The sequence below is a fragment of the Candidatus Saganbacteria bacterium genome (assembly GCA_016223245.1).
Classification (GTDB): domain Bacteria; phylum Margulisbacteria; class WOR-1; order XYC2-FULL-46-14; family XYC2-FULL-37-10; genus JACRPL01.
The window spans coordinates 126,790-141,364 of record JACRPL010000003.1 but is presented as its reverse complement, the minus strand read 5'-3'; the positions used below and the strand labels follow the sequence as shown (position 1 = coordinate 141,364).

General features: G+C 41.9%; 21 protein-coding genes. 2 read left to right on the top strand and 19 right to left on the bottom strand.

Going from position 1 to position 14,575, the window contains the following annotated elements:
• Positions 1–91: 91 nt before the first annotated feature.
• From HZC34_00920 to HZC34_00830, 19 genes are all read right to left on the bottom strand, one after another.
• Positions 92–409 carry a hypothetical protein gene (locus HZC34_00920; GenBank protein ID MBI5700398.1) on the bottom strand — a complete coding sequence of 106 codons (318 nt, stop codon included), beginning with the start codon at positions 407–409 and terminating at the stop codon, positions 92–94.
• 108 nt (positions 410–517) lie between these two features.
• Entirely contained in the window at positions 518–1,231 is a 714-nt protein-coding gene (locus HZC34_00915; protein MBI5700397.1) for a cytochrome c biogenesis protein CcdA, read from the bottom strand.
• On the bottom strand, positions 1,228–1,743 hold the full coding sequence (locus HZC34_00910) for a TlpA family protein disulfide reductase (GenBank protein ID MBI5700396.1): 516 nt from the start codon (positions 1,741–1,743) through the stop codon (positions 1,228–1,230). The genes HZC34_00915 and HZC34_00910 overlap by 4 nt, the downstream gene beginning before the upstream one ends.
• 1 nt (position 1,744) lies before the next feature.
• Complete coding sequence (locus tag HZC34_00905; protein MBI5700395.1) at positions 1,745–2,140, bottom strand: Rrf2 family transcriptional regulator; 396 nt, start codon at positions 2,138–2,140, stop codon at positions 1,745–1,747.
• On the bottom strand, positions 2,137–2,847 hold the full coding sequence (locus HZC34_00900) for an anaerobic ribonucleoside-triphosphate reductase activating protein (protein MBI5700394.1): 711 nt from the start codon (positions 2,845–2,847) through the stop codon (positions 2,137–2,139). Before HZC34_00900 ends, HZC34_00905 begins: the two co-directional genes overlap by 4 nt.
• Positions 2,825–2,971, bottom strand: a complete 147-nt coding sequence (locus HZC34_00895; protein ID MBI5700393.1) for a hypothetical protein — start codon at positions 2,969–2,971, stop codon at positions 2,825–2,827. Before HZC34_00895 ends, HZC34_00900 begins: the two co-directional genes overlap by 23 nt.
• The gene (locus HZC34_00890; protein MBI5700392.1) at positions 2,934–4,955 is read right to left on the bottom strand and encodes a ribonucleoside triphosphate reductase; all 2,022 of its coding nucleotides are present in this window, start codon (positions 4,953–4,955) and stop codon (positions 2,934–2,936) included. Before HZC34_00890 ends, HZC34_00895 begins: the two co-directional genes overlap by 38 nt.
• A 78-nt stretch (positions 4,956–5,033) precedes the next feature.
• Positions 5,034–5,681, bottom strand: coding sequence for a metal-dependent transcriptional regulator (locus tag HZC34_00885; protein ID MBI5700391.1), 648 nt, complete (start codon positions 5,679–5,681; stop codon positions 5,034–5,036).
• Between the two features lie 187 nt (positions 5,682–5,868).
• A complete protein-coding gene (locus tag HZC34_00880; protein MBI5700390.1) occupies positions 5,869–7,653 on the bottom strand; it encodes a ferrous iron transporter B in 1,785 nt (594 codons plus the stop codon).
• A gap of 60 nt (positions 7,654–7,713) precedes the next feature.
• Positions 7,714–8,463 (bottom strand): transporter, encoded by a 750-nt coding sequence (locus HZC34_00875; GenBank protein MBI5700389.1) that lies wholly within the window; start codon positions 8,461–8,463, stop codon positions 7,714–7,716.
• 16 nt (positions 8,464–8,479) lie between these two features.
• Entirely contained in the window at positions 8,480–9,214 is a 735-nt protein-coding gene (locus HZC34_00870) for a hypothetical protein (GenBank protein ID MBI5700388.1), read from the bottom strand.
• Positions 9,215–9,391: 177 nt separating this feature from the next.
• Complete coding sequence (locus HZC34_00865) at positions 9,392–9,817, bottom strand: transcriptional repressor (protein MBI5700387.1); 426 nt, start codon at positions 9,815–9,817, stop codon at positions 9,392–9,394.
• A gap of 133 nt (positions 9,818–9,950) precedes the next feature.
• A complete protein-coding gene (locus HZC34_00860) occupies positions 9,951–10,157 on the bottom strand; it encodes a hypothetical protein (protein MBI5700386.1) in 207 nt (68 codons plus the stop codon).
• 70 nt (positions 10,158–10,227) lie between these two features.
• The gene (locus tag HZC34_00855; protein ID MBI5700385.1) at positions 10,228–10,419 is read right to left on the bottom strand and encodes a hypothetical protein; all 192 of its coding nucleotides are present in this window, start codon (positions 10,417–10,419) and stop codon (positions 10,228–10,230) included.
• Positions 10,420–10,543: 124 nt separating this feature from the next.
• Positions 10,544–10,729, bottom strand: coding sequence for a ferredoxin (locus HZC34_00850; protein MBI5700384.1), 186 nt, complete (start codon positions 10,727–10,729; stop codon positions 10,544–10,546).
• Between the two features lie 49 nt (positions 10,730–10,778).
• The gene (locus HZC34_00845) at positions 10,779–11,240 is read right to left on the bottom strand and encodes a 4Fe-4S ferredoxin (GenBank protein MBI5700383.1); all 462 of its coding nucleotides are present in this window, start codon (positions 11,238–11,240) and stop codon (positions 10,779–10,781) included.
• Between the two features lie 37 nt (positions 11,241–11,277).
• A complete protein-coding gene (locus HZC34_00840; GenBank protein MBI5700382.1) occupies positions 11,278–12,063 on the bottom strand; it encodes a hemerythrin domain-containing protein in 786 nt (261 codons plus the stop codon).
• Positions 12,060–12,383, bottom strand: a complete 324-nt coding sequence (locus HZC34_00835) for a nitrous oxide-stimulated promoter family protein (protein MBI5700381.1) — start codon at positions 12,381–12,383, stop codon at positions 12,060–12,062. Before HZC34_00835 ends, HZC34_00840 begins: the two co-directional genes overlap by 4 nt.
• A gap of 64 nt (positions 12,384–12,447) precedes the next feature.
• Entirely contained in the window at positions 12,448–13,194 is a 747-nt protein-coding gene (locus HZC34_00830; GenBank protein MBI5700380.1) for a ZIP family metal transporter, read from the bottom strand.
• 66 nt (positions 13,195–13,260) lie between these two features.
• Between HZC34_00830 and HZC34_00825 the strand changes: the two genes are divergently transcribed.
• Together HZC34_00825 and HZC34_00820 are read left to right on the top strand one after the other, a co-directional pair.
• On the top strand, positions 13,261–13,671 hold the full coding sequence (locus tag HZC34_00825) for a GNAT family N-acetyltransferase (protein ID MBI5700379.1): 411 nt from the start codon (positions 13,261–13,263) through the stop codon (positions 13,669–13,671).
• Positions 13,668–14,558 (top strand): DUF2156 domain-containing protein, encoded by an 891-nt coding sequence (locus HZC34_00820; GenBank protein MBI5700378.1) that lies wholly within the window; start codon positions 13,668–13,670, stop codon positions 14,556–14,558. The genes HZC34_00825 and HZC34_00820 overlap by 4 nt, the downstream gene beginning before the upstream one ends.
• The last annotated feature ends 17 nt before the right edge of the window (positions 14,559–14,575 follow it).

Sequence of the window (14,575 nt, the reverse complement as noted above, 5' to 3'; positions counted from 1 at the left end):
TAGAGAGAGAGAGAGAGAGAGAGCTCCTCGCAACTCGGAGTAAACTTCTACAATTTGCGCCAATCATAGTCGGCTCCCTTATTAGATATAATTACACGGCATGAGCTGGTTGTCGGATATGTTCCTTCATTTCTTTTTCAATACCTATTACTTTGTCGGCCACAAACGTTACTTTATCATCCACCAATTTTATCTGTTCTTTAACATCGCTAAATCCTCTCCGCATTTCGCTTCTTATTACCGCGTGCCCTTCCGCGACTGCTTTTACATCTGATGCGACTTGTTCCAGCATGACGCCTTGTTTTTGAATTAAATCATAATTGCGCTGCTGACCTTTTTCCAATGATTGCTGACCTTTTTCCAACAACTCGATCTTTTCAAGCATTATATCTATTTTTTCTTTTGCCATTTTTTCCCTCTCCCGCCCTTAAATAATCGCAAGCTAATTATGCTATTTGGGTTTGTCGATGTCAAGGTGAATTATTTGGATATTTCTATTCCGGGTTGACGGCTATTTTTATCTATTAAACACAGAAGAAATGCTTTGAAAATACCCCGTCCAAATCAAAATACCCATTGCAATAAGGAACAACCCGCTAATAGCATTAAATATCCAAAGATATTTTTGGATTTTCTTGAAATAAACCAACGCGTAATCGATCAATACAGCCGAAAGAAGAAATGGGATAGCCAATCCCAAAGAGTAAACAGATAACAGCGTGATACCCGAGAGCAAAGTAGAGGACTCCCCTGCCATAAAAAGGATCGAACCCAATATTGGGCCAACGCAGGGCGTCCACGCCGCCGCAAAAGTAATACCCATAAGAAACGAGCCGAACCTTTCAACTTCGCTTTCAACGTTCAACCTTCTTTCAATATGCAAAAAAGGCAATTTAAAAACTCCCAAGATAAATAACCCTAAGAAGATCATTACTATGCCGCCAACTGTTTGGATAATGTCTTTTATCTTAAAAAGAAAATGCCCAATACTGCTGGCAGCAGCTCCAAGTAGAATAAAAACCAAAGAAAAACCTAAAACAAATAATATAGCATTTAAGATCGTCGATCGCTTGAGCTCTCTCTTGTTTTCGGTCTCATTAAATTCTTTAAGTGTCGTATCGGCTAAATATAATAGGTAAGATGGAATGATCGGGAATATGCAGGGCGAAAAGAACGAGAGAATCCCCGCAAAAAAGGCGACTATGATTGAAATGTTCGTTTGTTGGATCATTTTTCTTTAATTAAGCCTTCTAGAACACGAACTACTTTGTCTTGCGTCCAATCAAATGAGCCTATAACTTTATCAACAATAATTCCCTTCTTATTTATGACATAAGTAGCGGGAATGCTTTGGATTCCATAGACATCAGAGACTTTATTTTTTGAATCGAGCAATACTTTGAAAGTATATTTTTCCTTTTCAATGAAAGGTCTTACAGCCGGCTCACCTTTCTTATCAATCGCGACCGCCAAAACAGCAAATTTCTTGTTTTTTAAGTTCTTATGGAGTTTCTCGATCGACGGCATCTCTTCCCTGCATGGCGGACACCACGTTGCGAAAAAATTAAGCAGGACGACTTTGCCTTTATAGTCTGACAATTTGACAGAATTATTATTTAGATCTTTAAGAGTAAAGTCTGTTGCCGGTGTTTTTATCCCTGACATAGCAACGCAGAAACATAGCGACAAAGAAACATAGAAACAAAGGAACAAAGCAGTTTTTATCAGTTTTTCAGTATCCATACTAGCCTATCATGTCATGGATCGATGTTTCTTGGAGTAATTCGAGTATCTTATCACGGACGGTCTTGAAACATTTCCTTATTTTGCATTTTGAGCTTCTAATGCAGAATTTATTTTTTCCGATGCAATCGCTTATTACAAGCGGCCCCTCAATAGCTTCGATAACTTCGGCAAGATTGACTTTTCTTGGATCAAGCGCGAGTTTTAGCCCCCCGCCTTTGCCTTTTCTTGTTATTAAATAGCCTTTTCTTCCAAGTATCTGTACAAGTTTTGCCAAATGATTGAAAGGGATACCGAGTTCTTTCGCGATCTTCTCGGATCTTCCCTCTCCGTCTTTTTCTTGGGCTAGATGCATCAAAAGCCTTATAGCGTAATCAGAAGCTCTCGTTATTTTCACGCTCTCACTCCCACAAAATCGATATTTTTTCTCAAATCCTCGGCAAATCGATTAAGATCGGCAATACTATATATATTATACTCAAAAGAAGGGTCTAAAAGCGCAAGATTTAATTTTACCTGCTGGAGGAAATACCTTTTACTGTCGGATAGCCACGAACCGATACTTTTGAAATCTTCCTTTGTAATACCTGTGTGGACGGTCGTTCTGAACTCGTAATCAACATCGGAGCTTTTCAAAATATCGACGCTTTCCTTGATCTTGCCGGTATTGACAGGCATTTTTACGGAATCTATATATTTTTCGATCGTAGATTTTATGTCCATAGCTACATAATCTAAAAGCTTTGCATCAATTAGTTCTTTCAAGGCTTGCGGATTGGAGCCATTTGTGTCGAGCTTCACTTTGTATCCCAATTTTTTTGCTTTTTCGATAAACCCTTTAAGCTCGGGATAATAGAGCAGTGGTTCCCCGCCAGTGATACAGACTCCGTCTAATAGCTCTTTACGGCCCTCCAAAAAATCCAGCGCTTCGTCTTCTGATATGGCAACTCCCGCGTCTCTTTCTAGTACTAGATCCGGATTGTAGCAGAAAGGACAGCGGAAATTGCATCCCGAAACAAAAAGCGTGCACGCAATTTCGTTTGGGTAATCAGCAAGAGTTGTCTTCTGAATGCCGCTGAATTTAAGCGCTCTTCTTTGGGTCATAGGTCTTTCTGTTCTTGAACTCTTCTTTCTTGCCTGCGTTCCAGTTCTGAACTGGACGGAAATATCCTACCACTCGGCTGTAAACTTCAGTTGGCAACGAGCACTTTTTCTCTTGGTCTTTCATCTTGTTTCACCCCCTCTTCGTTTAAATGTGGGCAGCAGAAATGCTCCCCTCTTATATATCCATGGACGGGGCATACGCTGAATGTCGGCGTAATAGTAAAATACGGAAGCCTGAACTTATAAGCTATCTTTTTGACAAGCTTCTTGCAGGCTTCGGGCGAATCGATGCGCTCACCGATAAACCCGTGAAGCACCGTTCCTCCTGTGTATTTTGTCTGAAGCTCGTCCTGGTGCTCAAGCGCTTCAAATATATCGTCGGTATATCCGACCGGAAGCTGGGAAGAGTTGGTATAATACGGGATATCTGGCGTCCCGGATGTAATAATTTCCGGGTGTGTCCTTTTATCTATCCTAGCCAAGCGGTAAGCCGTGCCTTCAGCGGGGGTTGCTTCAAGATTGAATATATGCCCGGTTTCAACCTGGAATCCCATAATCTTTGCCCTGAAGAAATCCATCACTTTGTGCGCAAACGCTTTGCCGGCGGGGGTATCAACGCCTTTTCCTAAAAAATTTAGGCAGCATTCGTGCATACCGACTATGCCTATTGTCGAAAAATGGAACTTAAGGGTCCCAAGATACCTCTTAGACCATGGGAGCAATCCTTCTTCCATATTTTTGTTGACTTCTTTGCGCTTGATCTCCAGTGATTCCTTTGCAAGATAAAGAAGAGTTTCTGCGCGATCAAAGAATTCTTCTTCGGTCTTGGATAAAAATCCAAGGCGCGGAAGGTTGACAGTAACAACGCCTATGCTTCCTGTCTTTTCGCCTGATCCGAAAAGTCCGCCTGTCTTGCTCTTTAATTCCCGCATATCGAGTTGGAGCCTGCAGCACATACTGCGGACATCCGAAGGCTTAAGGCTGCTGTTGATGAAATTCTGGAAATATGGGATGCCATACTTTGCCGTCATTTCAAAAAGTAAATTAGCATTCTCCGAATCCCAATTAAAATCGGTGGTTATATTATATGTAGGGATAGGGAAAGTGAATATCCTGCCGTTAATATCCCCTTTGATCATGACCTCTATGAAAGCTTTATTTATCATATCCATTTGTTCTTGGAAATTGGAGTATGTTTCATCTTGAAGATATTGCCCTCCGTATAATACTGGCTGATCTTTCATATCTTCGGGCACAGTCCAGTCGAGGGTGATATTCGTGAATGGGACCTGGTTTCCCCATCTGCTTGTTGCATTGATCGCAAAAACAAATTCCTGGATCGCTTGTTTTATTTCTTTGTAATTAAGGCCGTCTTTTGCGGCTAAAGGCGCAAGATATGTGTCAAACGATGAAAATGCTTGCGCCCCGGCCCATTCGTTCTGCATTGTTCCTAAGAAATTGACTATCTGCCCTAATGCAGAATTGAAGTGCTTTGCAGGGCTTGCCGACACTCTTCCATGGACGCCGTTAAATCCGATCTCCAACAATTGCCTTAATGACCATCCGGCGCAATATCCCGCAAATGTGCCAAGTCCCAGGTCATGGATATGAAAATCGCCATTCCTGTGGGCCTGTCCGATCTCCGCTGGATATATGTACTTGAGCGTGTATTCGGCAATAACTGCCCCCGAAATATGGGCCTGAAGCCCTGACAATGAATATGAAGCGTTGCTGTTTTCTGCAACTCGCCAGTCTGATTGCGAAACATATCCCTGTACCAGGCCGTCGATCTTCCTTATAAACGCCTGTGATTCGCGGAATTCAGACCTTTTATTGCGATAAAGGATATAAGCTTTAGCGCAATCGGCCAGCCCTTCGGATATAAGTTCGGCTTCAACAATATCTTGGACCTGTTCAACGGTCGGAATATTGAAGCCAAATTTCTTTTTCAATGAGTGGAGGACTTTCTCCGCAACTTTTTTTGCAAGGAGTAAACTTTCATCGCCCACCACAGCCAATGCTTTAGAAATGGCCTCTTCTATCTTCTTTTCGGAAAATGGGACTATCTTGCCGTTTCGCTTTTTAATTGATTCCAGGAACTTTTGCATCAATACACCTCCAAGTAATAAGTGATATTCATTTTACTTTTGCCGCGGATTTTGTCAAGACGCTAGATGTAGTATTTTCTAGGTGCGCCTTACATAGATATCGCGTACAACATCGCTTTCGAGGGCAATTTGTGTTTCTTCAACTTGAATTACATAAGTTGGTGACTTTTGATGCACTTTTATTTTAATCCCGGGGTTAATGCCAAAAGACATTAATTTGTGAAGGCGCGGATTTGAATGCGACAATACATATGAAACAATCGCCCACTCTCCGACATCTATCTTATCTAATGGGACAAGAAGGCTTTCCAATTGTTGTTCCGCAACTTTGCAGCATTTTCCAACAGGTATCGATAAGTTGTGAGGACAATATCTTGGATGCCCAAGCAGTGTGCAAATGGCATTTGTTACTTCCTCGGACACCATATGCTCGAACTGGCAGGCGGGTTCCTCTATTCCTTCTCTTGACGCATCCATAACATCGATCAAAAGCCTCTCGGCCAGCCGATGGCGTCTTATCAATTCCGACGCTTTTTTCTCTCCAATCTCCGTAAAGGCGATCTTTTTATTCTCGATCTTAAGCAATCCATCGTCTTTCATGTCGAAGATCACATCTTTGAGCCTTGCGGTTTCGATCTCTTCTTTGATGACGCAGAGATCCGATTTGCCCGATTCTCTCTGCATCCAGATTATTTCCAATACTTCATCTATATCTTGGGTGGACATTTTTCCCTCCTCCTTTTCCTATTCCTTATAAAATCGAACAAATTACTAAAGAAACCAACAATTTTTGATTCTTTTGGGAACTCATATCTGCAATTTGGGCATCTTATAAGGTCGCAGCCCGAGTGCATGGGACAGCTTGCGCATGCTGTAGCGCTAGGTTCAAATTCTTTGCCGCACAGCGCGCACTTCATAACGCAACTTTATAGTAACGCAAAATAAAATTCAATATCCCGCCGACAAGAAAAGCGAACGGGAAAATAAATGCGACTATCCATAACGCGGTCTTTAAGCCTCTTTCTTTTACCATAACCAAAAACTGCGCAAGACAAGGGACAAATAAAGTGATCGTGACCAAACTGACGACTGTTTGGATGGGATCCAGTTCATGTGCTCGCGAGAGCGCATATAGCCCGGCCGCCCCATAGTCCCGCCTGAAAAAACCGATCAAAAACGCTTCGGTCGCTTTAGCGGGAAGCCCCATAAAATTCACAACGAGCGGACTTGCAAAGTTTTCTATCGCTTTTAGGGCATGCGTCTTATCCAAAACAAATAAAGCGGCTGTTCCCGCTATAAACAGTGGGACAGCTTCCGTCAAATACCATTCGATACGGGCCAAAGTTTTGACAAAGATATTTTTCAACTTTGGCATCCTGATCGGCGGGATCTCCATAATAAAATCCGATGATTTGCCGGGGACTACACGCGCCGAGAGATACCCCACCAAAAAGAATATCAGGATCACAACACCAGCCCAGATCATTGTAGCTTTAGCGGAAAGGCCTCCAATAAGCCCCAAAATAACGCCAAGCTGGGCCGAACATGGGACAGCGAGCGCCAAAAGCAGGGTCGCAATGACCCTTTCTTTTGTGGTTTCAAGTGTGCGCGTTGTCATTGTAGCCATCGTATCACAGCCAAGGCCCAAAACCATTGGGATCACAGCCTTGCCAGAAAGCCCTATAGTCCTGAAAGATTTATTTAATAATATTGAAAGCCTGGGCAAATATCCGGAATCTTCCAGCAATGAAAAGAATAAAAAGAAAGCGGATAAGATGGGAAGTATGATCGCAATAGCATAGCTTAGGGCCATTGTAATAATCCCGTATTCACCAACCAAAAATTCCTGAATGATCTTTATTGGAATAATTGCAGTTATTACTTTTATAGAGATTGGATTAACGAATTTCCCAAAAACAATCTTTTCCATAAAGCCTACTCCGTCCCCCGCCGCCCAGACTCCCACAACCTGATACATAAGCCATAGGACAAGAAACAGGATCGGAATGCCGGTTAACGGCCTCATTGTAAGATCGCCTATTCTCTCGAGGAATAGTATCTTATGGGGCATTTTTTTAACCGAAAGATCGTAGACTTTAACAACTTCATTGTGGCGGTCTTTTACGTCCTTATGGCTTGACGGCAACCAATCTATTTTATAATCGTGTTTGACCGCTGTTTTTGCTTTTATCGCGTCTTTAAGTTCCCATATCCCTACTCCGTCCGTCGCAACGGTTTTAATGATCTTTGTATCAAGGACCGCTTCCAGTTTTTTCACATCGATATCGATGCGCCTCTGTTCAGCTTCATCCATCATATTTAAAACCAATATCATCGGAAAACCCATGGCTTTTAATTCGTAGGTTAGAAGAAGAGTGCGCTTTAGATTTTTTGCGTCGGCAATTTGCACTACAAGGTCCGGGTGTTCATCTTCCAGAAGCTCCCTTGACACCTTTTCGTCCTCGGATGAAGGGATAAGACTGTTCATGCCGGGAGTATCGATGATTGAGATCTTCTTTCCATCGATCACGCCGGATCCTCGCGTTATCTCGACCGTAGTTCCGGGATAATTTGATACCGTAACATATACGCCGGTAAGATGAGAAAACACAACACTTTTCCCGACATTTGGATTGCCGACGAGCGCGATCTTTTTTAACCCGGTGAGGTCTATTTTTACCTGCCTGCCGGCAGGCATGGTTTTCTTGTCGTCTTTACCGCAGCATTCGCTCATGATTTTTTCCTTTTATATTATACCTCACAAAGTGATCGAAGCTCCAAGTGTATAATCCCAAACAGGGCTTGAATCCGAGAGGCCGATCTTTAGCGCAGAATCATAGATCACCTTTTCTGAAGCCTTGTAGGTTATCCCGAAAAGACAATTTCTTGGATCGGCCGGCTGTGTGCTGTCCGGATGCCTATTCCCATTTATTTCTAAAGCCAAATGCAAAGGATCGGTTAACGAATAATCAAGGGCCAAACCAAAAAGAGAAATATTCCGTAAATTTGGATTCATTGCGCGCCCGATAATCGAATATCCCAAATGGGAATGGATAGTTGCCCTCCCCAAAGTTTTTGAACAAACGGCAAACAAGCTATAATCTTTGCCGCCGCTGCCGTGGCCGGCATTAAAATCGCCATTATCCAGTTTTACGACACTTTTTACGGCAAGGGCAAGGCTCGAACTCTCATCCTGCACAAACAAATACTTTGCGACCAAATTAATATCCCCAATTCCAGTCTTGGCCGCTGCTAACTGCAAATTATGCTGAAAATAAGGTATCTCGCAAGATATTTCCAAATTTTCGGTTATGCCATAGATCGGAGTGAGCATAAAAGATCCTTCAAGGCTGCCGTCTTTCCATTTTAAATAATCATAACTTAATTCCGCTTGAATAACTCTTTTCCCCGCAACTCCCGCGTCTTCTGTGCCAAAGGGCCGGTAAGCAAGAGATCTGCTGCCTATTCCCAAAATCAATATTAATCCCATCAAGACAATTTTCTTCACAAAAAAATCTCCTTATCTACAACCAGATGCCTATTAGTATCCTGGTTTGCGATGCGTCTGTATTGCTGTTAAGGCCAATTACTGTTCCAAGCGATGTCCAGAATTTGTTCGCAGTCATTGAAATGGTCGGGCCAAAAGCGTGTTTTCCCGCCGTATAATTCCCTTTTGCTTCAAAACCAAGCGACAAGCGTGGCGCCTGGACGCTGACCCCTGCCGAATATTCGTGCTCGAACGCTCCTCCCTGCAAATTCCATTTATAGATCTGGTTGTACGAAAAATTAATATTTGAAATATCCTTCGCCAAGATCAATTTCATTTCGCCCTGCGGGGTCTGGTTTAGCGCATTCTTTCCGATATATTCTAAATATAGAAGAGTATCAAAGGGCAATTGGTTCTTTTCACCTATACGATACCTCGTCCTGGCCTTAAAGCCGTCATACGAAAGAGTCGATGCCGCGGCAGTATTTGTTTGCTTGAATTGATGGTACAAGCTTACGTCCCAATGGTCGGTCAAGCCGTATTCAAGCTCAACAAGCGGCTTCCAGGTGCTTTTCGAATAATCGGTCGAAGACGGGTTCTCCTGCGTCATATAATACTCGATCTCCGCCTCTCCCTGCGGCATGGTCTGATATTCGTACGTCCAGACATAGTTCCTTTGGTCGGCCGCAACCTGCGACAATAAACCAAAACCGAATAAACAAACAAAAACAAGCGAACTTATCCTTAAAAAACCAAATTTAATATTAAACATTTCTTATCCTCCTAAATTTATCAATATAAATTTCACAGCAAAAGCAACTACAAACGATCGATCATCCTAATCAACACCCCCTCTTCTTTTTTTTCTCGATTATCAATATCGCCTACTTGTTCTTGGTTTTGATAATGATAATCATTATCATTTACAAAATAAAAAAATAAACCTGCCTTATTTTTTACAATCCTTACACAGCCCAAATATTTCCATTCTATGCCTAGATGGCGCAAAAGAGTGGCGCTTGGCCAAAAGGTCTTGAAGTTTCTCTATCCTATCGTCGTAGACTTCCAGCGCCTTGCCGCACTCTTCACAGATCAAATGATCGTGATGGTGTTTTGTGACTCCAGGCTCAAATCTTCGCCGCAACCCGGTAAAATTAACCTCTGATGCGATTTGAGCTTGCTTCAAAAGTTTGACAGCCCTAAAAACAGTGCTCTGTCCCACCCCGGGCATTATTTTTTTCGCCGCTCGATACAATTCGTCGGCACAAACATGCCCTTTCATCTCAAGAAATTTTTCCAGGATAAGTTTTCTCTGCTTGGTCTTTTTAAAACCATGTTCTTTTAAATATTCTAAAAACAGCGCTTCTTCTTTCATAGTTTTAACTCCAAATTACGCTCAAACTCTTTTAACTACCAATTGATAATGATAATCATTATCATTATTACATAAAAAGACAACCTTGTCAACAGAGATATTTAGGCTATATTTTTCGGTTAGAGGCCATCCTTTATTGCTTATATCTTTCTTTGTAGTATTCGATCTGCTTTTCCATTTCTTGTTTTGATAGCCCCTTGGTCCATTTATGATGATCACTATTCATGGTATTTTTTGAGACTCCCGGCAAAAGGCGCTCGGCTTCCGGAATAAATTTTGTATAAAAATGTTTCGCGACTTCGTACATGCCATGCCATTGCGTATAATCCGGGCCCATCATGGAAGCCCCCATCCTGGCGCGCCTACCCTCATGATGCCACATCTCATAATAGGTCCATTCTATCGGATCATCAAAGGCCGTTGTCGTATTGGGTATAAAAACCCTCGATCCACTGGGATCCATGGCAATTTGAACATATAAGCTGCATCTGCGATCGCTTGGCTTCGGAGCTTTCAACTTTTATCGAAATAACCGGCCTAAGAGTCCAACTTATACGCGCACCAACATCGTGGGTATTTTTTAGGTCTTTCGCAGTTCCCATATGGCATCGTCCACACGTGTCGGGATGACGCGCGACTTTGAGGGAAGCGGATTAGGCCCCGCAAAAACTTGAACGGCCATTAGGAAAAAAACAATGGCTATAAGCAGTATTTTCATTATAACAATTAATCCGTAACTTCTATGACGGAAACAGGACAGCTTTGCGCCGCTTCACGTATTTGAATTTCCAATTTATTAAAATCGCCTGCTATTACCTCGGTCGTAGAATCCCCCATTTTAAAAATTTCCGGACAAACCGACTCGCAAACACCGCAAAGAATGCAGCCATCATTCACTTTAACATTTGAAATTGACAAGAAAACACCTCCCTACCTCAATCTTGTAATTGTTATTATTATATCACAACCACTCTTCTTTTATAATATCGCCTTGAAGGCTCGCTACCATATATTTAATGGGGACTTTTCTCTTGACGGCAGCCGCGCCCTCTTTTACTAAACTAACGAGCCCCATACAGCATGGGACCTGCATGATCATAACTGTTAGAGTATTAACATTCGCTTCATCAATTAATTGGGTAATCTTTTCGACATATGATTCTTGTCCTTCATCAAGTTTTGGGCAAGCGATAGCCAGACTTTTTCCTTTTAGGAAATCTTTGTGAAAATCACCCACGGAAAATGCCACGCAATCGGCCGCGATCAAGACGTCAGCCTTATTAAAATATGGCGCTTGCGGCGTAACTAAATGCAATTGTATCGGCCATTGCCTTAATTGAGACTGCCTTTTACCCGACTCATCCGATGCGCTTTCTCCCCTACCCGTAAAATCCTGTACCATTGAACCTGGACATCCGCTCATGATATTTCCTCCTTGTCTCGAGCTCAGTCGAGAGACTTTATTCGATCCTTCGCTCGGCTTCATTAACAAACTTTATACAATTATTGACAACCTCCTTATCGATCTTTTCTTCTGCATCATTAAATCTTGTAAACATCTCGCCTATTTGATTCATTGAAAGCCCCCTATCGATAAACGGGTAGAGAACTTCATCTTCTTTCCTTATATGCTCGGTCAATAGCTCTTTATAAGATAAAAGATTTTGGATCAGGGCGTCCTTATTATTATTTTCCAGCGCATTAATAGCCGCTTTAACATAACCGCGAGCTGTATCGTGATCCTTGAAAATGATCTTTACGATCTCCGCGTTTTTATCGGTATAGTCGAACAGAACATCCTCTTCTTTTGCATGATGGAACTTATCGGCATAATTTCGAATAAAAGCAACCCCATCGGCGATGATTAAACGAAAATCCTCCGATGAAAGATCTGCTTTTTCTAAAACTTTAGGCATTAATGCCAGCCATTTCTTGATCAATACATGCTCATCGACCAATCTTTGTATCGGAGGTGAATATGTGAACTCTTTTGGCTTCTGTTTTTTTATTGAACTATCAAGATTTGGTTTTTTAATATTTCGATCGGGATAGATCTCTTTTTCGATGCGATACATTAGCTCGAGTTCCTGGTCAGGCGAAAGGCCGTGTATCCCGACCACATCTTTTAAGAGGCAAGTCCCCAATGTGCACGGACCGCATCCGATATTGTATTCTTCAAGGATCGTCCCGATCTTTGGATATTCAGTGATTATTTCTTTAATGCCGGTATTAAGATATTTATTCATATAAAATGAAGCAAAAGATCCAGCCTCCCCCTTTTTACAAGGAACATCCCCGAAAACTTCATGACTTCTTTTATTTTTTCGCGATAGCTTGGGGCATAACAATGGGTCTTGCACTCCCGGCATTTAGGCTTTGGGTCATATTTGCATAGTATAAGTTTCGCTCTTCCATACTTCAAAAGTTTATCGCACTCATCGCACAGCTTTTGGCTATTTTGCGCTCTTTCAGCATGCTTTTGAGAGCAGAAAGTCTCAACAAATAACACGAGGGTTTTTAATTCTCTCTCTTTTGGTTTTGCGAGCTTTTCCACTATCAAATTCATAATATGTAGATATTATACCTATTATAGATACCAGTCAAGGGGTAAAACGAAATATTTTGCGATACTAATTGATAAGAAGCAGTAGCCCCATTATAGCGACACCGAGCAATATGGAAAATAATTGCCAGAACGAATCGCGAAGTTCATTCTCATGGTGAAGTTCGGGTATCAGATCGGAACCTGCTATATAAAGGAAGCCTCCAGCAGTTATAGGAAGCATAAACGATGCATAATCTTTTATAAATGGCCCTACAATTAAAGAAATCATAACCCCAACAACAGCGGCTAGAGCGGTGAGGAAATTAAAGAACAACGCTTTTCTGACTGTTAGCCCGCCATTGACCAAAACCCCAAAATCCCCTATCTCTTGTGGAATTTCATGGAGGACGACCGCTATTGTTGTGCTGATACCTATAGGTATACTTACAAGATAACTGGCGCCGATAAGCATACCATCGATCAAATTATGCGCCCCGTCCCCTATCAAATTCATATAGACAACCGGATGAGGATGATTCTCCGAAGTAGGCACATGGCAGTGTCTCCACCTGATAAATTTTTCAAGAACAAAAAAGAAAATTATCCCGAAGAGCACAAGGGAGGATGCAAAAAGATTGATGCCAAGGCCTTTGTAGGCTTCAGGCAGAAGATGAATAAAGGCATCGCCAAACAATCCCCCGACGGCAAAACTTACTAAGAAAAGCAGTATTTTTTCAAGAAGATTTTTTCTAAGCAGGAGGGAAAAAATCCCGATAAGCGAGATCAAGCTTACAATAATTACGCTGGCAAACGAATAAACCCAAATATCCACGACCCGATTATAGCATGAAAGGCCTTGATAGCTATCGGATTTTTAATCTGGTAAAATATGTTTCTTATGGCCAAGGTCCGAAAAGCAACCCCAAACGACAAAGAAACTATTGATAAAATATTAAAAGAACTTGATATTTACTTTTTTGCACAGGAGTATAATGATTTTCATATCGCGGAAAAGGATGGCGCAGTTGCAGGCGTTGCGAAACTTACAAAATATGGCGATATTTTATTTTTAAGCTCGGTCGGCGCAGCAACCGGTTTTCAGGGCCAAGGCATTGCAACGGAACTTTTAAATGAATTATTTAAAAATGCACAGCTCCCGATCTATCTTTATACGGTAATACCTGACTTCTTCAAGAAATTCGGATTTATTGAAACACCCCCCATCCCCTCCCTTCCCAAAAAAAACCTTCTTGAGTGTAATGAATGTTTCCCCGGTAAATGCGCCTGCATGGTAAGGGCTCCCGGATGATCCCAAAATTCCCGGAATTCAAGCAGCTCGAACTTTCAGATAGAACGATCCTAACTGATAAGCTAAAAGCCATGAGCCCAAACATTTGCGAACTGGCCTTGGCAAATCTGTATATCTGGATGGATTTTGATCGCCCACAGCTCACATTATTAAACGACAATATCTGCGTTTTAATTAATCCGCTAAACGAAACACCCTATTTCTTGGAGCCTATTGGCCGCAACAAACCGATCGAGACGATCGAAACATGCCTTCAATACACAAAATATCTTTCGAGGGTTTCCGAAGATTTTATCTCGTTAATACCTGTCGATCCGTATAAGACGACCTGCCAAAGAAGCCAATTCGACTATATCTATAAAATCGACGAGCTAGCAGCACTTGCCGGCAAGAAATACGACGGCAAAAGGAACCATATAAACAAATTCAAGAAGCATTTTCCGAATTATCGATACGAACAGATCTCTCTCGGGATCAAAGACAAGGCTTTGGAACTATTCGAAAAATGGTTCAAAGCCCGGGAAGAATCTAGATATTTCCCGCGTCTAGCGCACTCCGCCCAAAGAAATGCTTTGGAAAAAGCTTTCCTTTATTTCAATGAGCTAAATCTATTGGGCGGGGCGATATTTTCAGAAAACGAACTTTTAGGCTTTATAATAGGGTCGGAATTGAACAAAGAAACGATTTCAGCCCATTTTCAATATGTAGACCCGACCTTCCAAGGAGTCGCGCAGGCAATCCTGAACGAAGCTTGCCGAAAGACATTTAATGGCTACAAATTCGTAAATCTTGAACAAGATCTGGGAATCCCGGGGCTTAGGAAGGCAAAGCTGTCTTATCACCCATTCAAAATCGAGAAGAAATTCAAACTAGAACTTAAGCCCTAAACCGCTTCATGCTATAA